Raw genomic sequence first — 20,749 nt, forward strand, 5'->3', positions numbered from 1 at the left:
AGTTTGCAGATGTGAAAGGGATAGGGGGCGGCCCATGAGTAGAAAGAAACTGGTGGTTATCGGCAATGGCATGGCTGGAGTGAAATGTGTAGAAGAAATTGTTAACCTGGCACCGGATACGTATGAGATTGTCATCTACGGGACGGAACCCCGGCCTAACTACAATCGCATTATGTTATCCAAAGTTCTTCAGGGTGAACATTCCATACAGGACATCATCATCAATGACTGGACCTGGTATGCAGAGCGTAATATCCGGTTGTGTACAGGTGAGACTGTGCAACGGATCGATCCTCGTACCAAGTTGATCGAGACGGAATCTGGCAAAAAGGAAACATACGACATATTGATCCTCGCGACGGGTTCTTCTCCGTTCATTCCACCCATTCCGGGGATCGATAAGGAACGTGTCATGTCCTTTCGCACGATTGACGATTGTACCCGTATGGCAGATTACTCCAAGACGTACCGCAAAGCGGCTGTTATCGGTGGAGGTTTGCTTGGGCTGGAGGCAGCACGGGGGCTGCTGCATCTGGGGATGGAAGCCGTGGTGGTTCATAATGCGCCTTATATTATGAATCGACAACTCGATTACGAGGCTGCGTTGATGCTTCAGCGTGAGCTTGAAGCTCAGGGCATGTCCTTTCTTTTGAATAAAAATACGCAGAAGATTACCGGACGTTCACAAGCTCAGGGGCTGCTGTTCACAGATGGATCGAAGCTTGAGGCACAGGTTGTCATTGTCGCTGTCGGAATTCGGCCGAATGTGGATCTGGCCAGGAGAAGCGGCATTGCCACACAACGTGCTGTTGTGGTTGACGATCATATGCGTACCAGCGTACCTGATATATATGCCGTGGGAGAATGTGCAGAGCATCGGGGGATCAGTTATGGTCTGGTAGCACCGCTGTATGAGCAGGGGAAGGTACTGGCGCGCACATTGTGCGGACAGGAGGTGCCGGGGTATGCGGGTTCTGTCCCTTATTCTCAGTTGAAAGTATCGGGGGTAGATGTTTTCTCGGCAGGCGAAATCAGCGGTGACCGAATGCAAACGGCGATTCAGCACTTGGATGGCATTCAGGGCACGTACAAAAAAGTGCTGATGCAAGCTGGCAAGGTCAGAGGTGCCATTTTGTTTGGCAACACGGTCGAGGGTACAGCCCTGCTGAGCTTGGTGCAGCGTGGAGCGGATGTAGCTGAACTGGCTCCAGCTCCGAAAGAAGGCGCAACAGATCCAGCAGAGACGGCTGCTGCTGCTCTTCCAAGTCAGGAAACGGTCTGCGCTTGCAACAATGTAACGAAAGCAGTAATTATGAAAGCTATTCAGGAGCAAGGTCTGGAGACCGAGGAACAAGTGAAAGAGCAAACGAAAGCTTCAGGTTCATGCGGCGGCTGTAAACCCATGGTGGCTGCGCTGCTGAAACACGCGAAACGTGTAGAGCTTGATGGAGGTTTCAGCACAAGTGCTGAATCAGGCGGTGCGGAGAAGAAGGCTGTTATCCTGCCTGTATGTCACTGTACGGAAATGAGTCATGAAGAGCTGAAGGATCAGGTGAGCGTAATCCTGAGGACATCTTCCAAAGAAGTTGGCATCGCGAACTTTGGATCTCCAGTCCTTCCATTGGAAAGAGCACAGATCAGTTCACTGTTGAAGCGGCTGAACTGGCATTCGGAACACGGGTGTCCGGTATGCCTTCCTGCAATTCGCTATTATGTTTATGTTTCAGGGTTCATACTGTCTTCTACAGAAGATGATGTGAAAACAGAACTGAAAACAGACCCATACGGACTGGACTCGGAAGATTTACAAGGGGAACTTGCGCAGGAACATGATCGGATGGTTCACATCTATTCGGAACGACATGTGTCATCATTGGCTTCCAGTATTTCTGCAAGTGAGCTGGAGACGAGACTACGTACTTATTGGAAAACTGCAACGATGCCTTCCGAAGTGAACATCGCTATTGCCTGGGATTCTCGATCCCCGGTGAATGTGCTGGTTGCGGATTTAGGACTACAGGCTTCTCCGGCTGGATGGGAAATTTATGTCGGAGGTCATGCTGGGCATCCGGTGAAGGAAGGCTCTCTACTCGGGACAGTCGAATCGGAGCAGCAAGCGTTCATTCTCGCATCGGCCTGTCTGCAATGGTATCGGCAAACGGCTTGGTTTGATGAACCAGTATGGGTGTGGACGGAACGACTTGGAATCATGTCGATTCGGAAAACGCTTTTGGATACACAGTTACAGCAGGAACTTACATTTAATCGTATACAAGAGTGCGGAACTGATGCTGAAGGAGGAGCTGGGACACTTTCTGAAGTGCCCATTGCCCAGGCGAGAGCGTGATCTTAATGAATATTTCGAATAGGAAGGAGTGGGTGATGATGGAAGCGATAGATACGGAACAAGCTACGTCTAAGCTATATGTAAAAGAGACTCAATGTCCTTATTGCAGCGTGCAATGCAAGATGTCCGTAGAAGAACTTACTGCTCCCGTTGCAGGTCAGAGTGTAGCGGAGTATACGGTTCAGGGCTTGCCTAATAAAGCTTCGCAGGGTCGACTCTGCGTAAAGGGCATGAATGCTCACCAGCAAGTGTTTAGTTCCGAGCGTCTAATGTATCCGCTCATTCGCCGCGAGGGAGAACTGCAGCCTTGCTCATGGGATGAAGCGATAAAGACGATTGCTGATCGTATGCAACGGCTCCAAGCGACTTATGGCTTAGATACCGTAGGAGTATACGGCGGCGGTTCGTTGACCAATGAAACCGCGTATCTGCTTGGGAAATTTACGCGGGTGGCACTCCGTAGCAAATACATCGATTATAACGGTCGCTTCTGCATGTCAGCAGCAGCTTCTGCGGGCAGTAAAGTTTTCGGAATGGATCGCGGTTTAACGTTTCCGCTCTCGGATATTCCCAAAGCCAGGTGTATTATTCTGGCAGGGACGAACATAGCGGAGTGTCAGCCAACGCTGTTACCGTACTTCAATGAAGCCAAGGAAAATGGAACGTTTATGATTGTGATTGATCCTCGCAAGACGGCAACAGCAGCCATTGCTGATCTTCACCTTCAGGTAAAGCCAGGTATGGATTCAATTCTGGCTGATGCGATGCTGAAGATCATTATGGATGCTGGGTTGGCCGATTCTAGCTTTATTCAGGAACGGACAACCGGATACGAGGAACTTGTGCGAGAGATGGAAATTTTAGAGCTTGAACAGGCCGCGGAAGCATGCGGAGTTGAACTGGACTTGATTCGTCAGGCAGCTTTGGCTTATGGTAAAGCGCAAACGGGCATGGTCATGACGGCACGCGGGGTGGAGCAACAGACGGATGGACATATGGCTGTTCGGCATTTTCTGAATCTGGTGCTCGCGACTGGCAAAATCGGAAGAACAGGCTGTGGATATGGTGCCATAACCGGGCAGGGAAACGGACAAGGTGGACGAGAACACGGGCAAAAGGCAGATCAGCTTCCAGGTTATCGTTCCATTGAAAATGAGGAGGATCGTGCATATATAGCATCGATCTGGGGAATAGACCCAGCTCTTTTGCCAGGCAAAGGTGTATCGGCTTATGAGATGATGGAACGAATCCATGAGCAGGAGATTCGTGCATTGCTCGTGATGGGCTCTAATCCGGTCGTTTCGAATCCAAATGTACGTTTGGTGGAAGAGGGACTTCGCAAGCTTGATTTTCTGGTTGTAGCCGATATGTTTCTGTCCGAAACAGCCAGAATGGCGGATCTTGTTCTGCCAGTGACAGCATATATGGAGAATGAAGGCACACTCACCAATCTGGAGGGACGGGTTCTTCTGCGGGGAAAAGGAAGGATTGCACCAGGAGAAACATTAGATGATTGGGACATTTTGTGCCGCATTGCTGAGAAACTGGGTAAAGGTTCGTTGTTCCAATATATGAAGGCTGAGGATATATTCAACGAACTGCGGATTGCAAGTCGCGGCGGGGTAGCAGATTATTACGGGATTACGTATGAACGTCTGCGTAAGGAGCAAGGAGTATACTGGCCTTGTCCTTCCGAGGATGATCGGGGCGAGGGTCTGCTGTTTCATGATCGATTTGCACATGCTGACAGTAGGGCTACGTTTACTTTGGGATCAAGCCGGGGCTGGGATGATGTCTCGGACGATTTTCCCCTGATTCTAACCAATGGGCGCATTCTTCCTCATTATCTAACCGGTGTGCAAACGCGTAGAAGTCCGGCACTGGCGGCGCGGGAATTAGAAAACTTCGTTGAGCTTCACCCGTCGACGGCTGCTCGTCATCGCATTCGTGACGGGGAGTGGGTAGAGGTTCAGTCAGCCTATGGCAGCTTTACTGTTCGTTCACGAATCAGGGCATCCATCCGTGAGGATACGCTATTTGTACCTATGCACTGGGGGGGGATCCAGAATGTGAACCGGGCAACAAGACCTGATCTGGACCCCTTCTGCCGAATGCCTGGATTCAAAACAGCAGCGGTAACAATTCAGCCCTTACGACTGGTCTAATACATTTATTTACGTATCGTTAAAAGATTGAATAGCTGCACATCTCATGATGTTTCATGGGGTGGAGCGGCTTTTTGCGTTATAAGTGCAAATGGGCTTTAGGGGGGGGCGAGACACGCCCTAGTTCGTTGGTTCGATGGAAACATGAATATTGGCCCATGAAAGAGAAGAACAATTTAGTTATGATGTTCATTAGGGGTACATATGTACGTATTTGGTGTGTTTTGCAATCTATTGCTTTCGGGTATTAACTCTTGATTGAATGGGATGTAGACATTTGTAATAAATTGTTTTTTTTTATAGGCAAAGCTATGGAAGAAGCTGTGAAGCAAGTTATGAATGAAGTCAATGAAAAAGGAGGAGCGATGCTTTGAAGGTATGGATTACAGTGAAAAGTTTGGGCAAACGTAAACCGGCTCTCGCCAAACAAGCGGCGGAACTTCCGGAAACAACCCGCACACTTCGGCTGCTTATCGAGAGTATGGTCGAACAGCAGGTGCAAGCTTTTCAAGAGAGGAAAGATGCGGCTTCGATGCTTGTCTATCTTATGCCTGAAGATATCGATGCGCAGGGAGCTACGGGAAAAGTGGGTTTTGGTAGGGTGCATGGCGAGGGTATTCCCAATCTCGGGGAAGCGAAGGAAGCCGCGATCCTTGCCTATGAAGATGGGTTATACAAAGTGTTTCTGAATGATGAAGAGTTGGCAGAGCTGGATGATGTGATAAGCATTGAGGACGGAGCTCATGTGACATTTATCCGCTTCACAATGTTAGCCGGACGTCTGTGGTAGGGAGAAGCAGGATGATAAGGAGGAGAACAGGATGAATCAGGAAGATCAGGTACAAGCTTATATAAAGGGATTACAGGAGAGAGCAGGTGCGCTTACAGGCACCGAGCTGGAAATAGCGAAATACATGGTAACATTGGCAGAGTCAACTTACTTGCGTGGGGATGAAGGGGACTATTTTAGTATAGAAAGACAGCTTATCAGCCTTGCGTTGGAGACGCAGCAGCCATTATTCCAGCCAATCCTTGAGGTGCTTGAGCATCTGACCTCTGACGGGTTTGTTGCCAAATTCCGTTATATTGCCGAAGGTGCGACGCTCTACCCATATAGTACAAGCTATGAACGCAGACCTTTCCGGACATCCGATCCAAGACAACACGTCGTTCATGTGATGCGCAAGCTGCTCGGATTATTCCGGATGGAGGCTAGAGGATTCAGTTTGATAGAGTATCTGACCGTTCGTGAGCCAAACATGCTTAACCAGCATGAATTCCGCTCGGTACTGCCGGACTGTATTGCCTATGAACTGGATCATTCGAACGTTGAAGTCAAGCAGGCACTGCACGATATTATCTATGGGGATAATCAGGCTGCGTTACTGACAAATGAGATGATCAAAGGCATTTTTATGAGTGAACAGGTGGATGCGTATCATATGGTTGGTGAGCTTCTAATTGCAGCAAGATTGCAGGAAGGGCTTCGCCAGAGCATTGTGGAACGAATGGATGAGGGTACGCTTGAAGCGTATATTTACATATTGAAAATTATCCTGGACAACAATCTCATTCGGTTTAGCTCGGTTGTAAGAGCCTTGGGGGTATGGACAGGGATCGGGATTGAAGCGGCCAACCAGCGTGTGGCGACACAATTAATTGAACAGGCCTATGAGGCCCTGGTGAATGAGGATGTTCGTGAGGCGTGGAGACAGGAGAAAAACGCTAATAGACTGTTCATCAGCCTGTGGGCCACAGCGGTCATTGAAGAGAATGATTTGCAACCTAAGGTTACAGAGATCATGGATCAGGGTGAGATGTACCAGAAGATTGTAGCTCAGTACGTTCTGGCCAATAGCCAGTACCTCGGGCTTCGTCTTGCTATGGCGCGTAATCATCTGGGTGTGCAACATCCAGAACTAATGCACTGGGTTGTGCAAAATTATACGGCGGCGTATTCGCATAATTGGAGCTTTGAAGAGGGAGAGCACCAACGTAGTGTCTATGTGCCTCGCTGGGATGTGCTTGAAGATAAACAGGCACGCCGTCATGACTTTGATCAATTCAAACAGATGCTGGACTTCATTCCTAAGGGCGGTGTAGGCGGGCCTTCAGGTGTGCTGGATTTTGTGCACTATCAGATCGCTAGTGATGACGTCATCAAAAAAATGTTGTATTTGGCTGCTTATGATATGGATGCGGAATGGATTGCTGAGATCATTGCTCTCAAGGATCGATTAAGCCCCGAAATGCGCGGAGAGCTTCTGTCGCAGTTTGTGCAAGAGCCTGATCACGAGGTGCAGCGCCAGTTTGTGTTTGAAAGTTTGTCTGACAAAAGCATGAGTAACCGTGAAAGTGCATTGCAAAAAGTGAAAAAGTTGGTATTAACCGAAAATGAGCTGCAGCAGATGGAAGTACTGTTAAAACTCAAGACGGGGTCACTCCGGCAAAAGGTGATTCAAGCCCTGTTGTTGCAACCTGTTGAGAAGTTGAAAGATTCAGTTCAACGATTACTAAAAACGAAGAATGAGCTGCAACGTCTGGGTGCACTTGAACTGTTAACGGAGATTAAAACGGATACGGCACGTGCAGAGCAACTGGAACAGCTCAAGCCATTCGCAGAAGAACTGGAGAAGCCTACGGCCAAGGAACAGAAACTGCTGGACAAACTGCTTGAAGAAGGAAGTCGTTACACAGCCTCCAATGGGTATGGTTTATTTGATCCGAATCAACGGCAACCGCTGCTCGATGAAGAACGTGACCTTTCTGGCTACAAGCCGAAGGATATATTTAGTGCTTCTCTGGATAAGATCAGTGCCTTCCTGAAAGGATTGAATGAACTGGTTCATGAGCACAGGGATCATGAATATGTCGTGGAGTATTATGCAGGTTACAAAGATACACTGCTTGTGGGGACAAGTCTTCGCTCTAAAGTTCCTTATGGAGAGCGGTCAAACATGAAACAGCTGGATCAATTTCCATTGGATGAAGTGTGGAAGCAATATTTCGAGCAAAACGGTCTAAGCAGCATTGAGCTGCTACAGTTATATGTCGAACTGCAGTTAGGCAAGCTGAACGGCACATTGGATGAACATTATTCTTTTTATCGAGAGCAGTATGATTATGACCAATTAAGAAAGATGCCGTTACTAGAGGGTTGGCGCAAAACATTTGCCGAACAGACCTATTCATTGAATGAGATGGTGAAGCTGCACGAGTTAATGGGCACACTGCCATATAAGGATCAGGTTCATGCATTGATCTCGGCTGCATTTCAGGATAGTGATCCAGCTGAAATCTTCGAGATTGCAGAAAAGGCATGGGGTTCCATTATTTTAAGTATGCCTGCAGAGCAAATGGAGAAGGAAATGGGAATGCTTCAGATTCTGACAGACCCGTGGAAATATATCGTCCGGAATGCCGTGTATGACGACGCGAGCTTCAAGCGATACTTCCAAACCGCTTATCAATTCTCTCATCTGGTAGAGCCTTACCATCCATTGTCCCTCCTGTCACTTGATGATTTCCTGCGAGCCTATCAATTAGAGCTGATTAATGATCAGGAGATCTACCGTCAGCTGTTGGTGGGACAGTCCCGTTATTTGTTCGTTCGTGACATGACCTCCGCGCGTACAGAGCGGATCAAAGATGATCCGAAGCTGGTTTATCTGCGCGATACGGTGGTCAATCGTATTCTGGAGATTGAACTGACCCGGGGGGAACTATCTACTGAAGTGAGTAATCTGGCTATGAAACTGGAACGTATTGAAGGCATGGAACATTGGGTGCATCTGGTTGCGGCCATGGATCAGGATACGTTTGTTCGTGGGTATATTTATAGTTACGGTGAAGGTAATACAACGCGTAAAGAAATGTTCAGTTATCTCATTAAGCACTGTCATCCAAGGGCTGGGGAAGATGAGCAGTTGCTGGCGGAACTCCTACAGAAGTATCCGGTTAAGGAGAAAAAGCTGCTGGAGGCCGCCATGTATGCACCGCAATGGATGGAACTTGTGGCGAAACATCTAGGCTGGAAAGGGCTCCGTAGTGCGGCTTGGTACTTCCATGCTCACATTAATGAACAATTCAGTGCGGAGAAGGAGACAATTGTTGCGCATTATTCTCCAATTACGCCGCAGGACTTTAATGATGGTGCCTTCGATATCGCTTGGTTTGAAGAGGCTTATGCTGAGGTTGGAGAAGAACGGTTCAACCTGCTGTACGATTGTGCCAAATATATCTCTGGCGGAGCCAACCATCGCAGATCACAATTGTTTGCTGATGCGGCACTTGGCAAACTCAGTCTGAAGGAAATGTATGATTCGGTTGCAGACAAGCGCAACAAGGATCACTTACTGACCTACAGTCTCATACCACTGGCAGAAGAACGGGATCAGGATGTAAGAGAACGCTACGACTTTATCCAGAAGTTCCAGCTCCAGAGCAAGCAGTTTGGAGCGCAGCGACGTGCTAGTGAAGGACTGGCATCCCAGATTGCACTGGGGAATCTTGCACGGAACGCAGGGTATGCCGATGTAACACGTCTGATGTGGGACATGGAGGCGCGTAAGCTGGATGAGGTGAAATCCTACTTCGAACCACATGCACTGGATGAAGATACGGCGGCTCACCTTGTGATTGATGAGGAGGGTCAGTCGGATCTGGTAATTGTCAGCAAGGGCAAAGTGCTGAAATCAGTCCCAGCTCGTTTCAAAAAGGACGGATATATTGCAGAGTTGAAAGAGTTGAAATCCGATCTTGTGGATCAGTATCGACGGGCTAGGCAGGAACTGGAACGTTCCATGATCGCAGGCACTTCCTTTAGGCGCCAGGAGATTGCTAGTCTGATGAACAATCCGGTTATTCGTCCGTTGTTGAAAACGTTGATTTTCAAATCGGGTGAACAGCTGGGAAGATTCGATGCTGCAGCCGGTGGATTGCTTGCTCCGGGAGCCGAGGAAGTTATTCACGTTTTGAATGAAGAGGATCAGCTGCTGATTGCACATCCGCTACATCTGTATCGGAGCGGCAAGTGGAGCGAATTCCAGCGGGATCTGTTCAATCGTCAGGAGCGTCAGCCGTTTAAGCAGGTTTTCCGCGAACTGTATCTGCCTAATGAGGATGAGCTTGCTCAAGGCATAGTATCTCGCCGCTACGCAGGCTATCAGATTCAGCCAAATAAAACGGTAAGCTTGCTGAAAGGGCGTCAGTGGACCGTAAGTTATGAAGAGGGACTGCAGAAGGTAAGTTACGAGCACAACTTAATCGCCAATCTTTATGCGATGGCTGACTGGTTCTCACCGGCGGATACCGAAGCACCTACGCTGGAGACCGTTCAATTCTATGATCGTCGCACGTATAAACCTGTAGAATTGAAGGATGTACCACAGGTGTTCTTCTCAGAGGTCATGCGTGATATTGATCTCGTGGTTAGCATCACACATGTGGGCGGTGTGGACCCGGAGGCAAGTCTGACGACCATAGAGATGCGACATGTCATTGTGAGTGAGTCTTTGCGTTTGCTCAAGCTGGATAATGTGCGTTTGGACGGCAATTATGCACGAATCGAAGGTGAACTGGGTGAATATGCCGTTCATTTGGGAAGCGGTAATGTCTTCAAGCAGGCCACTGGTGCAATGTATATCGTGCCTGTGCATAGCCAGCATCGCGGAAGAATCTTCCTGCCATTCCTGGATGAAGATCCAAGAACCGCTGAGATTTTGTCCAAGATCGCGCTGCTGGCTGAGGACAAGAAAATCAAAGATCCGCAGATTCTGGCACAGTTGCAGCACTAACCACACATGTACAGATGAATGACAACAGATGAATGATTACAGACCGCCTCAATTGGAGGCGGTCTGTTGTTTATACCGTTTCGTTTGGATATACAAAAGTGACATGATCTGCGTGTTGGTTTGTTGTGATGCTGTTCGCAGGTGTCGAGGGGGATCGAATATGCTAAGATATACGCAGGAATTGGGTGTAAGCCTACCGGAAAATAAAGCTGTTCGGGTTATATGCCTACATCATTACATCATGTTTACTGACAAAGGAGAGTGAATTGAACATGTTAATGGTACCTTATCGGGAGCAGGATCATGCCAAGTTGGTTAAGATCTGGGAGCGTGCTGTTCGAGCAACACATACCTTTCTGGAGGAGCATCACATTTTATTTTATAAAAAGATGGTGAGTGAAGCTCTGGAACAGAAGCAAGTAGAGGTTTGGGAAGCACTGGATAACGAGCAGGAACCGATCGCTTTTATCGGTCTGGACAATAGCTTTATTGAAATGTTATTTGTAGACGAATATTTTCAGGGACAAGGCGTCGGGCGATTTCTGATTCATCAAACGATGAAAATCAAAGGTACAGAACTTAGAGTAGATGTGAATGAGCAGAATGAGGATGCAGCGAGGTTTTATGAAAAGCTGGGATTTGTGCAGACAGGACGATCCGAACTGGACAGCTCGGGTAATCCGTTTCCGTTGCTGCATCTGGAGATGAAGCGAGCAGGGGCCTAATTCAGGGTGAAGCATCTGTTATATCAGTAGATCATAAAGCAATCTGTACAGGAAACTTGGATGATTGAACAACCTGTCCATCCGCCTTTATCTCCGGATGGACAGCAGGTAAAGTAAAACCCCCGGTGGTATCTCCAGAGCAGGAGAGATACCACCGGGGGTTTTGGGTTTCCCTCTTACCATGGGCCGCTGTCGTTAGACTGGGCAGGAAGGAGGACCTTTTTTCGAAAATTAATGTGTCTCTTCATCGTCCAGGAACGGTTTGTTCACTGCATAGTACATGAAGCCCATCAGCAACACGCCCCCTACGAGATTACCGAGCGTCACAGGTACCAGGTTGTGAATCACACCACCGAACGAGATTGTGCCCGGGTGGTTTAACACAAGCGCAATCGCAAACGTACACATATTCGCAATGCTGTGCTCGTATCCCGAGATAAAAAAGCAGAATACAAAGAGCATCATGGCAAACATCTTGGCGCCATTCTCTTTCATAAACATCGGTACAAAGAACGCCAGACACACAAGCCAGTTACAGAGGATTCCGCGGAAAAAGAGCTGCATCGCTGGAGCTTCCATTTTGTGCTCGACTACACTGAGTAAGAAACCGTTCACCTGTGCCGAATCGAATAGTCCCGTAAGATAAATCAACAGGGCAAATACCGCCGCGCCCATCAAGTTTCCACTGTAGCTCGCAATCCACAGCTTAACCACTTCAAACCAGCGCAGTTTTTTGCGTAATGCCGCATAGGTGTAATAGAACGTATTACCTGTAAATAGGTCACCGCCGCCATAGGCAATCAGAATAATTGCCGCACCGAACGTAATGGCTGCCATAGGGTATGTAAATGGGGATTCTTCCATGTAGAAGAAATTACCTGTCTTAAATGCCACAATTACGCCGAAGCCAATGAACATGCTGGCCAGCATGGAACGCGCCAGATATCGAATCAGGCTCTGTTTGTAAATCTTATGTTTCTTTAGAGCAAGCTGCTCGACGCCCCGTAAACCTTCCGTTTCCATAATTCGCCTCCTGTATGTAATGAATCATCCAACTTTTCTACATTATACCTGTAATTCGCTTCAATAGTGGACCGAAATGAAAGAATTTAAACTATACATTATTAGATCGTCCGAGAATGCCTGGGCTGGCTTTATGTACGTTTCTACAGAAAACATCAAGATGGGAAGCTAAACACAAAACACTTAACGCAGAAGCATATAACGCAGAAACACTTAATGTATAAACAACTCACGTAGGTTGCCCTTCCACAGGGGAAGGACTTTAAGCTATTTGGGACCAAGTCCCCGCTTGTATAGCTCCACGGGAAAAGGGAACATGCAACTCTGCCAAATGTCATTCAGTTGTGCTTCTGTCCGTTCATGAGGAACATGCTCTTCGGCATAGGAACGCTCTAGCTTATCACGCATAAACGCTTCCGCATGAGGATTAGGGCGAGAGTGGAACTGATTGGAAAATTCGCCGTGAATGTCTGCTTCTCTCAGCTTGCTAAGAGAACTATTTAATAAGGGACTGCCTGAGTACAACAAAGAGGCGGTCTCTTCACATTCGAATTTGAGAAAAAGAAGTGCCTTCTGAATGGCATGAATCTCGCCTTGAGTTAGATATACTGCCTTAGTCGTTTCCTCTGTTAAATGTTGACCAGCTTGCTCTGGCGATCGCTGTTCATCACTTGAACTCATGACTGATCACGTCCCGATACAGATTGAAGTTCCCGTACTGCCGAAGTACCGAACTCGGAATGAGTTTGGAGTGATTCCAGCGCCAGCACAGCATGCGGTAGATGTTTGTTTGCTTTTACAATATCAAAAGCAGCACTTTGAAGCAGTATGTAGGCTTCCGATTCAATGACCTCCTGAGCTAGCTGGATTTCAACTTCGGTAACAGGGAGAAGGGCTAACGCTAGTAGAGCATAAATCTGTACATCCTCGTCTTCTTCTGGATTACGTACTAGCTGACCTGCTGCTTCACGGATATTAGGCAAGAGGGGAGAATTTTCTGCCATACCTAGTGCACGCCAAGCTTCGATGCGTACTAAATCTTCCTCGTGCGTATTCATACTAAGAGCAAGAACCTGCGCAGTGAGTTCAGGATCATGTAATTCGATGATCTGACGGAGTGCTTCCTGTTTTTCCTCTGAAGTGGCTAAGTTTAAATCCAGAGCCCCGATTGCAACATCTTTTTCTTCATTAGACATGTATATTATGACCTCCTGCATAAGTTCATGATTGGGGCGGGAGCTGTATTGAGCGAGCTTGAAGTGCTTCTTCTACGATCTGCTCCGCAGTTAATTCGCGTTCATCCCAGAAAATCAGATTACTGACCTCCGCATAAGGAAGAGCTTTCTGCACTTCAGTCAACATATCATCGAGCTCTTGCTCCGTTCCTTCCGCGTTCATAATTTTGCGAACGAATAAGACGAGATGTTCATGATTGGACATTACTGTACCGAACCTCCTGAATAATAAAATGTATTGAACGATTTAGGTGATTGCAGTCCCGGTTAGTCTGACATAGGCTGATCCCATGGATCATATTTCACGAAAATGGGTAGCATTTTTGGTGCTAATGTTAGATCTGGGCCAGCACCTTTTGACGCCCTATAAGAAATGATATAGTCGCCAAAGTGCGGCTCATATTCAAAGTGTTCAAATGTGATCGTTTGATCTGGATATTTGACAGCTACGTATAAAGTTGTAGCTCCTCTAGCCAGCAATTCCTTCACCAGAGGGATCTGAGCAGCAAGCAAAAATACAACCAGCAAAATGATAGTGCGTTTCATGTGACGTTTAAGAAAACGAGTCAAAGACAAATCCCCCTATCTGATGACCATGTCTAAGCATTAGTCTATCATTGATAAGGGGAAAGTTCATGGTAAAAAGGTCGTTGTTTAGCGCATCGTAATCGCGATATTGCCGAACTGCTCGCCATTTTCCATGCGTTCAAACGCCTGTGCCGTATTTTGCAGTGGATAAGTGCTGTCTACGACAGGACGAATCTTATGTTTTTCTACCCACTCCAACATCTGCACAAACTCTTCACGGCTACCCATGGAGGTACCGATCAAGCTGATTTGCGGGAAAAAGATCGAACGAATTGGCACATGCAGGTCATCGCCGGAGCTTGCACCAAACATCACAATTCGTCCGCCAGGTCGGATGACACTTTCGTATTTGGGGAACATCGCTTGTCCAATACTGTCCAGAATGATATCAACAGGCTCTTGAATATTCATCGTACTCTTCCAATCGGCATGACTGTCTAAAGCTTGATGAGCCCCGAGACGTAATGCCTCAGCTCGTTTAACCTCACTTCTAGATGTTACGGTGACCTTCGCTCCTGCAGCTAAAGCCATAAGAAGAGCATACGTTGCGACACCACCTCCGATTCCGGGAATCAGAAGATGTTCGCCTGCTTTCAGCCCCCCGCGAGTGAACAGCGCACGATACGCCGTCAGTGCAGAAAGAGACAATACACCAGCTTCAATCCAGGAGAGATGTTCAGGTTTGGGCAGCACATTGCTGGCAGGCAGTGTAATATATTGCGCTAGTGTTCCATGCGAAGGGCCGCCGACTATACCTGGAACGACAGGCACTTCTGCGGTATGCTCCCAGCCGAGCGTCGGATGAATAATTACCTCGTCACCTACGGAAAGATGATTCACATCTTCCCCAACCTCTACCACAATGCCTGCCCCGTCCGATCCGGGAATAAGCGGAGTGTCTTGAGGCGTACGATCTGACATAATGAAGAGATCGCGATGATTAAGTCCAGCTGCGCGAAGCTCTACAACGACTTGTCCGAGACCTGCTTCAGGTGTTGGAAAGGTTGAATATTGAAGACCTTCAAGGCCGCGATGACCTGAATGTATGATGGCGTTCATTGTTTTGGATACGTTCATGGATGTTACCTCCCTGTATAATATGGTTACTCTGTCATCAGTTTGTAGTGTTCTTGTAAAGTAGATAGAAGACTCATTACGGTGTCTACGGTGTCATTGTACAGGCGAGATGGAAACACGTAAAATAAACAGAAATGAAGGTCAGTATCAGGAATAATGATAGATAAGAATACGTGAAGAAATGAAGAGTGTTTAGCCTGATGTACGACATCTCAATAGGGCGGAATGCTCTGATATAAAGACAAGCAGGTGAGAAGAAAATGGATGCAGGGGATTTGAAAATATTCCAGGCGGTTGCCCGCGAAGGCAGTATCACTAAAGCCGCCACCGCACTTAATTATGTGCAATCCAACGTAACTACACGGATCAAACAATTGGAAGCGCAGCTTCAAGTGCCGTTGTTTCATCGTTCCAATCGGGGGATGTTACTCACTCCGGCAGGAGAGAATCTGCTAGGGTATGCAGATCGAATATTGGAATTATTATCTGAAGCAGAGCAGGCCGCGCAGGATGGAAGTCCACCAGCTGGCAATCTTCGTATAGGCTCAATCGAGACCGCAGCCTCCCGTTTCCTGACGCCACTACTGGCGGAGTATTGTGCAAGTTATCCCAATGTACATTATTCCCTTGTGACAGGGGGGACACACGATCTGAACCAAAAGGTTATCGAGCATGAATTACATGGTGCTCTGGTGTATGGTCCGGTCAAACATGAGAAGCTGAATTATATGAAAATGTACGACGATGAGCTGGTGCTGATCGTTAAACCAGGTGAACATGATATGTCTGTGCTACTCAGCAGGCCGATGTTATTTTTTGAGGTTGGATGCAGCCACCGAGCTCAAGCGGAGGATTTTTTGAAAACTCAAGGGGTTCATTCACTAAAAGTCATGGAATATGGGACACTCGATACCATTATTAATGGTGTTACTGCCGGTTTAGGCGTGTCCTTGCTTCCTCGTTCTTCGGTGGCTCAAGCAGCAGCCAGAGGTGAGGTAGACATTGTATCACTGCCTGATCCGTATTCTCGTTTGGAAGTAGGATTTGTGTATGCTCATGGTGAACATAGTTCTAACGCACTTCAGGCTCTAGTGGAAATTATGACGGTACCGGAATAATTAAAGGAGTGATTGATTTTGGTTAAACGTACAGGCACTCAAAACGATAATGATGTAGAACAAAATAACAAAGTAACACTTCCTGACGCGTTTAATCAGGCAAAGTACATTATAGGCGGACACGGTAGCCGCAAAGTGAAAGTGCTGCAGGAAGCGCTGGAACAGGTGGATGGAGAAACGTTCAGTGACCACTACGGGAATGGCTCAATCATTGATGAGTTTCAACAGGAGATGGCAGATGTGCTAGGGAAGGAATCGGCGGTATTTTTCCCAAGCGGCACGATGGCGCAGCAGATTGCGCTTCGCATCTGGTGTGACCGGGCAGGTATCAAGCGCGTGGCGTATCATCCGCTGTCTCATCTGGAGATTCATGAAGAAGATGGGCTAAAGGAGTTGCATCAGATCGAAAGCATTTTGCTGGGCGAGGCGGATCGTTTGATTACACTGGGCGATGTGAAAGGGATTGAGGAGAAATACGCCTGTTTGTTACTTGAATTGCCACAACGTGAGATTGGCGGGCAACTGCCGGCTTATGAGGAATTGGAGGCGATCTCGACGTACTGCCGTGAGCACGGGATCAAGCTGCATCTGGACGGAGCACGCCTGTTCGAGATCACACCTTATTATGGGAAAACACCTGCGGAGATTTGCAGTTTGTTTGATAGTGTGTACATCTCTTTTTACAAAGGCATTGGCGGCATTGCAGGAGCTATTCTTGCTGGGGATACGGAGATCATGCAGGAATCCAAGGTGTGGAAACGGCGGCATGGCGGCGATCTGATTGGACTGTATCCGTATATTCTAAGCTCCCGGTATTATTTCAACGAACGTGTTGGCAAAATGGGACATTATTACGAGCAGGCCAAGGAACTGGCCTCACTGTTTAATGCATGCCACGGAATCAGAACGGTTCCTGATCAGCCTGTGTCCAATATGTTTCACGTTCACTTTGCACTCGCAGCTTCCGAGGTAGAGCCCTTGCTTGTGCAGATGGCGCAGCAGTTTGATATCGCGATTACATCTTATCTGAACAAAACCGGAGGTAATAGCTGCTCATTTGAAATGTCGACAGGGGACCGATACGATACGGTGCCGCAGGACAAGCTGCGAGATGCACTGACTTGGCTGGACGGGGAGTTGCAAAACAGATGAGATCCGTGGAACTAGACCCGATTCGAGAGTTGTTGGTGCAGGCATACGGTACATCGATGGGGAGTGGCAGTAAACCTGAAACCGAGCAGGACATCAACAATTTTGAGCAAAAGTACCAAGTGAAGCTGCCTGCGGCTTACCGTGCGCTGCTACTAGAATTCGGGGCCTGTAACTTTGGTGATCCCGCCTTGTATTCAGTCAAAGAGCTGGATTGGGCGTATCCCGAGTTTCTGGATGCATATCGAGAGTACGAGAAGGAATACGACCTGCCTGGCGGGCTGAAGCTTTTTCCAATCGGCGGATTCGGTGAGGGTAGCATAGCCGTTCTGGATGAATCCTCTGGAAAAGTGTTAATGCTCATACATGACAGCGGTGAGGATGCCCCTTTGGTCGAGATCAAGTCTGATTTCTGTGCACTCATGACGATGCATGCCGAGTCTGCCATCTGGGTGGATGAGCAGATGAAGTAACGGGAGAGGGCAGTGGGAGGTGGATCAGGTTTAATGGATATTCGAAAGTTACGCTACTTTATCGCCGTGGCGGAGGAACTTCATTTCCATCGTGCGGCCGAAAGATTAAATATGACTCAGCCGCCACTGAGTCAACAGATCCGAAATCTGGAAGAAGAACTAGGTGTTAAGCTGTTGGAACGTACGAAAAAGATGGTTAGGCTAACGCCTGCGGGAGCCGTATTTCTAGATCAGGCAAGATTAATTTTGACTCAGCTTGAACGATCGATCCATCTCACACAGAAGGTTGACCAAGGCGTCGTTGGTCATATAACGGTAGCTTTTGTGGATTCGGCTTCAGGCAGTATGATGGTCGATATGCTAAGGCGATTTCGAGCAGCGTACCCACAGATCGAAATTACACTGCGTGAGATGACATCTTCTGAACAGCTGCAGGCACTGCAAGATGGACAGATCCATATTGGATTTTTACGATATCAGGAGCATACGCCAAATGTGTCTTTCCGGATCTTCCAGGAAGAAACGTTAATGGTGGTGGTTCCAAACGATCACCCTTTGGCAGAGCAAATTCAAGTGTCGATTACTGACTTGGCGGAAGAGGATTTTATTTTGTTCCCTAGCCATTTGGGCTCACCGTTTCATCGTCTCGTTCGGGAGTATTGCAGGGAGCATGGGGTAGAACCGCGAATTACGCAGGAAGCAATCCAAATGTATACGATTGTGAACCTCGTTGCTGCAGGCATGGGAGTTTCCATTGTTCCTTCTTCGGTGGAGGTGTTTCAGCGCAGAGGTGTGGTATTTTTACCTTTAATAGAAAAACCGCCCTCCGTGCCCTTATACATGGCATGGCGGACGGACATGAATCAGGGTGTGGTCACCCGTTTTATACACATGGACAAGATCGACTGATCACCACTAACCTGTCAGGACAGGATTTCTCTCAATCCATTTTCCTAATATTTCATCCATTCGAGTGAGGATATCCTGATCCAGTTTTACACCGGAAGCTTTTACATTTTCCAGTACCTGTTCTGGCCCGGATGCCCCAATAATCACTGAGCTGACGTAGGGATGTTGAAGAACCCAGGCAACAGCGAGTTGAGGAAGAGTCAGATCTAGTTCCTTCGCTAGAGGAAGAAGCTGTTGTACAGCAGTCAGCACATCATCGTGCAGCCAACGACCGGCGAGCTTGTTGAAGAAGGGTTTCCCTGCTTTAGCTGCTGCCCGTGATCCGGGTGGCACTGCTTCATACGGAAGGTATTTACCCGATAGTATGCCTTGAGCGAGTGGAGACCATGTAATCTGTCCCAGACCTGCCTGTACACTTGCGGGCACAACTTCTTGCTCAATTACACGCCATAACATCGAATACTGCGGCTGACTTGCGATGAAAGGTACACGCAACTCTTTAGCTAGTGCGGAGCCTTGCTCAATCTGAGCAGCTGTCCATTCACTAACCCCAATATAATGAACCTTGCCTTGACGAACAAGATCAGCAAACGCAAGGAATGTCTCTTCCAGTGGAGTGTGTGGATCATAGCGGTGAGCGTAATAGACATCGATATAATCCGTTTGCAATCGTTGTAATGAAGCACTGCAGGCTTCCATAATATGTTTGCGGGAAAGTCCTCTGTTATTGTGACCTGGGCCAGTTGGATGACAGACTTTGGTGCATAGTTCAATACTCTCTCTTGGTACTCCCTTGAGAGCCTGTCCCAGCACGGTTTCCGCCTTGGTATCCGAATATACGTCTGCCGTATCAAATGTCGTAATACCTGCCTCCAATGCAGCTTGGACACAAGCTTGTGCTGTTGGATCATCAACTTGTGATCCATGTGTAATCCAGTTGCCCAGCGAAATCTCACTGACGGTTAAACCGCTGTTTCCCAATTTGCGATATTCCATTTGTCATGCCTCCTTACTCATCTGGACTCCATTGTAGCAAGTGCAGATAATTAGGTGAAATATCTATTAAGCGCATGATTGATATGAAAAACATATCACAGGTTAATCAGCTCTCCTGAATATATTTACGATAGAGGGCAGGTGTGATTTCCTCGAACTTTTTAAATATTTTAATAAAATACCCCGATTCATTAAATCCCAGTTCATCGCTGATCTGTGAAACGGGCATGTCCGTGACCTCCAGCAGCTGTTTGGCCCACTTGACTTTGAGCTTGGCGAGATAGGTGGTGAAGTTTTCTCCGGTCTCCTTGGCGAATAACCTGCTGAAGTAGCTTGGACTCAGGTGGCACAGATCGGCTGCTTGTTTAAGAGACACTTGTTCGCTCTTATGGCTATGGATATATTCAAAAGCAGGCTGGAGCACCGGATTGAGGCTCTCCGTGTCACTTGGACTATTTTTGAGATAAGCGTCCGCAATGGCATTGGTCATTTCCTTTTTGATCGACTCGATGTTGCGGATCGAATACCCTGGCAGGATGGTGGACAAGTTGACGGACTCCTGATTGCCTGAAGCTTTCTCGAACATCTCGACTAGCAGATTTTTATTCAAAGCTTCTTCTACAATATAGTTGCACAGTAGCGACAACATATTCGAAATTTTTACAATCTCCTCATAGGTCATGACGGGCAATTGATCATATTCTGCCTGTAACTCCTTCATTTTCGCATCATGCATCGGTACGTTTTTGGACGTCACAATCTGCTCTAGGTCATTCCCCTTCTCGGGGTCAGCCAGCTTGACTTGTCCAGCCATCACAGCACCAATGTATTTTCCATCAATCGTAATTGGAATCGCAATATCAATGATATTGAAATGACAGAGATAAACGTAAGGTTCGTTAAGGCGGACAGCTTCCAAACCGCCGCGAGAATCACATTTTTGGCAGTAGGGAAGAAGCTCGGGATCTTTGCGAACGTTCTGGCAGAATGCTTGACAGCTACTGTGGCTGGTGACGGGTATGCCTTTATAATCGACGGTAAGAATGGCAAGTTTGGTGACGGTGGCAAGGGAATCTTGAAGGCGCTTCCACTTGTCCAGATCCAGTATTTTATTGATGTGCAGATATTCTTTAATCATATGAAAAACCT

At 47.5% G+C, this 20,749-nt stretch carries 17 protein-coding genes; 9 read left to right on the forward strand and 8 right to left on the reverse strand.

All coding sequences use genetic code 11. The features are described from left to right. The first annotated feature begins 34 nt into the window (after positions 1-34). From AC1VYS_RS04725 to AC1VYS_RS04745, 5 genes are all read left to right on the forward strand, one after another. On the forward strand, positions 35-2,347 hold the full coding sequence (locus tag AC1VYS_RS04725; RefSeq protein WP_482913215.1) for an FAD-dependent oxidoreductase: 2,313 nt from the start codon (positions 35-37) through the stop codon (positions 2,345-2,347). A gap of 38 nt (positions 2,348-2,385) precedes the next feature. Beyond that, complete coding sequence (gene nasC, locus AC1VYS_RS04730; RefSeq protein WP_482913216.1) at positions 2,386-4,512, forward strand: assimilatory nitrate reductase catalytic subunit NasC; 2,127 nt, start codon at positions 2,386-2,388, stop codon at positions 4,510-4,512. 370 nt (positions 4,513-4,882) lie between these two features. Continuing rightward, complete coding sequence (locus AC1VYS_RS04735; protein ID WP_482913217.1) at positions 4,883-5,302, forward strand: hypothetical protein; 420 nt, start codon at positions 4,883-4,885, stop codon at positions 5,300-5,302. 31 nt (positions 5,303-5,333) lie between these two features. Then, the gene (locus AC1VYS_RS04740; RefSeq protein ID WP_482913218.1) at positions 5,334-10,307 is read left to right on the forward strand and encodes a DUF5724 domain-containing protein; all 4,974 of its coding nucleotides are present in this window, start codon (positions 5,334-5,336) and stop codon (positions 10,305-10,307) included. Between the two features lie 266 nt (positions 10,308-10,573). Continuing rightward, positions 10,574-11,032, forward strand: a complete 459-nt coding sequence (locus AC1VYS_RS04745; protein WP_482913219.1) for an acetyltransferase — start codon at positions 10,574-10,576, stop codon at positions 11,030-11,032. A gap of 231 nt (positions 11,033-11,263) precedes the next feature. Here AC1VYS_RS04745 and AC1VYS_RS04750 read toward each other — a convergent pair whose 3' ends face one another. The 6 genes from AC1VYS_RS04750 to AC1VYS_RS04775 form a co-directional block, all read right to left on the reverse strand. After that, positions 11,264-12,055, reverse strand: coding sequence for a formate/nitrite transporter family protein (locus AC1VYS_RS04750; RefSeq protein ID WP_482913220.1), 792 nt, complete (start codon positions 12,053-12,055; stop codon positions 11,264-11,266). 267 nt (positions 12,056-12,322) lie between these two features. After that, positions 12,323-12,736: a hypothetical protein gene (locus AC1VYS_RS04755; protein WP_482913221.1), complete on the reverse strand. Its 414-nt coding sequence runs from the start codon at positions 12,734-12,736 to the stop codon at positions 12,323-12,325. Next, positions 12,733-13,251, reverse strand: coding sequence for a hypothetical protein (locus tag AC1VYS_RS04760; RefSeq protein ID WP_482913222.1), 519 nt, complete (start codon positions 13,249-13,251; stop codon positions 12,733-12,735). The genes AC1VYS_RS04755 and AC1VYS_RS04760 overlap by 4 nt, the downstream gene beginning before the upstream one ends. Positions 13,252-13,276: 25 nt before the next feature. Beyond that, positions 13,277-13,495 carry a bacteriocin immunity protein gene (locus AC1VYS_RS04765; protein WP_482913223.1) on the reverse strand — a complete coding sequence of 73 codons (219 nt, stop codon included), beginning with the start codon at positions 13,493-13,495 and terminating at the stop codon, positions 13,277-13,279. Between the two features lie 62 nt (positions 13,496-13,557). Next, complete coding sequence (locus AC1VYS_RS04770; protein ID WP_482934476.1) at positions 13,558-13,836, reverse strand: hypothetical protein; 279 nt, start codon at positions 13,834-13,836, stop codon at positions 13,558-13,560. A gap of 108 nt (positions 13,837-13,944) precedes the next feature. Continuing rightward, positions 13,945-14,937, reverse strand: coding sequence for a zinc-binding dehydrogenase (locus AC1VYS_RS04775; protein WP_482914911.1), 993 nt, complete (start codon positions 14,935-14,937; stop codon positions 13,945-13,947). 278 nt (positions 14,938-15,215) lie between these two features. Between AC1VYS_RS04775 and AC1VYS_RS04780 the strand changes: the two genes are divergently transcribed. From AC1VYS_RS04780 to AC1VYS_RS04795, 4 genes are read left to right on the forward strand one after another with little or no spacing between them, the layout of a single operon-like run. Continuing rightward, positions 15,216-16,073 (forward strand): LysR family transcriptional regulator, encoded by an 858-nt coding sequence (locus AC1VYS_RS04780; RefSeq protein ID WP_482913225.1) that lies wholly within the window; start codon positions 15,216-15,218, stop codon positions 16,071-16,073. Between the two features lie 18 nt (positions 16,074-16,091). Then, a complete protein-coding gene (locus AC1VYS_RS04785; RefSeq protein WP_482913226.1) occupies positions 16,092-17,225 on the forward strand; it encodes a threonine aldolase family protein in 1,134 nt (377 codons plus the stop codon). Continuing rightward, positions 17,222-17,695, forward strand: coding sequence for an SMI1/KNR4 family protein (locus AC1VYS_RS04790; RefSeq protein WP_482913227.1), 474 nt, complete (start codon positions 17,222-17,224; stop codon positions 17,693-17,695). Before AC1VYS_RS04785 ends, AC1VYS_RS04790 begins: the two co-directional genes overlap by 4 nt. Before the next feature lie 33 nt (positions 17,696-17,728). Further along, on the forward strand, positions 17,729-18,604 hold the full coding sequence (locus tag AC1VYS_RS04795) for a LysR family transcriptional regulator (protein WP_482913228.1): 876 nt from the start codon (positions 17,729-17,731) through the stop codon (positions 18,602-18,604). A 6-nt stretch (positions 18,605-18,610) separates the two neighbouring features. Here AC1VYS_RS04795 and AC1VYS_RS04800 read toward each other — a convergent pair whose 3' ends face one another. Next, positions 18,611-19,600 (reverse strand): aldo/keto reductase family protein, encoded by a 990-nt coding sequence (locus AC1VYS_RS04800; protein ID WP_482913229.1) that lies wholly within the window; start codon positions 19,598-19,600, stop codon positions 18,611-18,613. A gap of 106 nt (positions 19,601-19,706) precedes the next feature. Next, positions 19,707-20,738 carry a PocR ligand-binding domain-containing protein gene (locus tag AC1VYS_RS04805; protein WP_154891146.1) on the reverse strand — a complete coding sequence of 344 codons (1,032 nt, stop codon included), beginning with the start codon at positions 20,736-20,738 and terminating at the stop codon, positions 19,707-19,709. Positions 20,739-20,749 lie beyond the last annotated feature (11 nt).

The organism is Paenibacillus sp. G34 (assembly GCF_056856875.1).

Coding starts and splice junctions, on each gene's coding strand:
- AC1VYS_RS04790 (WP_482913227.1), top strand. CDS start 17,222: ATGAGATCCGTGGAACTAGACCCGATTCGAGAGTTGTTGGTGCAGGCA.
- AC1VYS_RS04725 (WP_482913215.1), top strand. CDS start 35: ATGAGTAGAAAGAAACTGGTGGTTATCGGCAATGGCATGGCTGGAGTG.
- AC1VYS_RS04750 (WP_482913220.1), bottom strand. CDS start 12,055: ATGGAAACGGAAGGTTTACGGGGCGTCGAGCAGCTTGCTCTAAAGAAA.
- AC1VYS_RS04770 (WP_482934476.1), bottom strand. CDS start 13,836: ATGAAACGCACTATCATTTTGCTGGTTGTATTTTTGCTTGCTGCTCAG.
- nasC (WP_482913216.1), top strand. CDS start 2,386: ATGGAAGCGATAGATACGGAACAAGCTACGTCTAAGCTATATGTAAAA.
- AC1VYS_RS04805 (WP_154891146.1), bottom strand. CDS start 20,738: ATGATTAAAGAATATCTGCACATCAATAAAATACTGGATCTGGACAAG.
- AC1VYS_RS04760 (WP_482913222.1), bottom strand. CDS start 13,251: ATGTCTAATGAAGAAAAAGATGTTGCAATCGGGGCTCTGGATTTAAAC.
- AC1VYS_RS04780 (WP_482913225.1), top strand. CDS start 15,216: ATGGATGCAGGGGATTTGAAAATATTCCAGGCGGTTGCCCGCGAAGGC.
- AC1VYS_RS04800 (WP_482913229.1), bottom strand. CDS start 19,600: ATGGAATATCGCAAATTGGGAAACAGCGGTTTAACCGTCAGTGAGATT.
- AC1VYS_RS04765 (WP_482913223.1), bottom strand. CDS start 13,495: ATGTCCAATCATGAACATCTCGTCTTATTCGTTCGCAAAATTATGAAC.
- AC1VYS_RS04755 (WP_482913221.1), bottom strand. CDS start 12,736: ATGAGTTCAAGTGATGAACAGCGATCGCCAGAGCAAGCTGGTCAACAT.
- AC1VYS_RS04795 (WP_482913228.1), top strand. CDS start 17,729: ATGGATATTCGAAAGTTACGCTACTTTATCGCCGTGGCGGAGGAACTT.
- AC1VYS_RS04740 (WP_482913218.1), top strand. CDS start 5,334: ATGAATCAGGAAGATCAGGTACAAGCTTATATAAAGGGATTACAGGAG.
- AC1VYS_RS04775 (WP_482914911.1), bottom strand. CDS start 14,937: ATGAACGCCATCATACATTCAGGTCATCGCGGCCTTGAAGGTCTTCAA.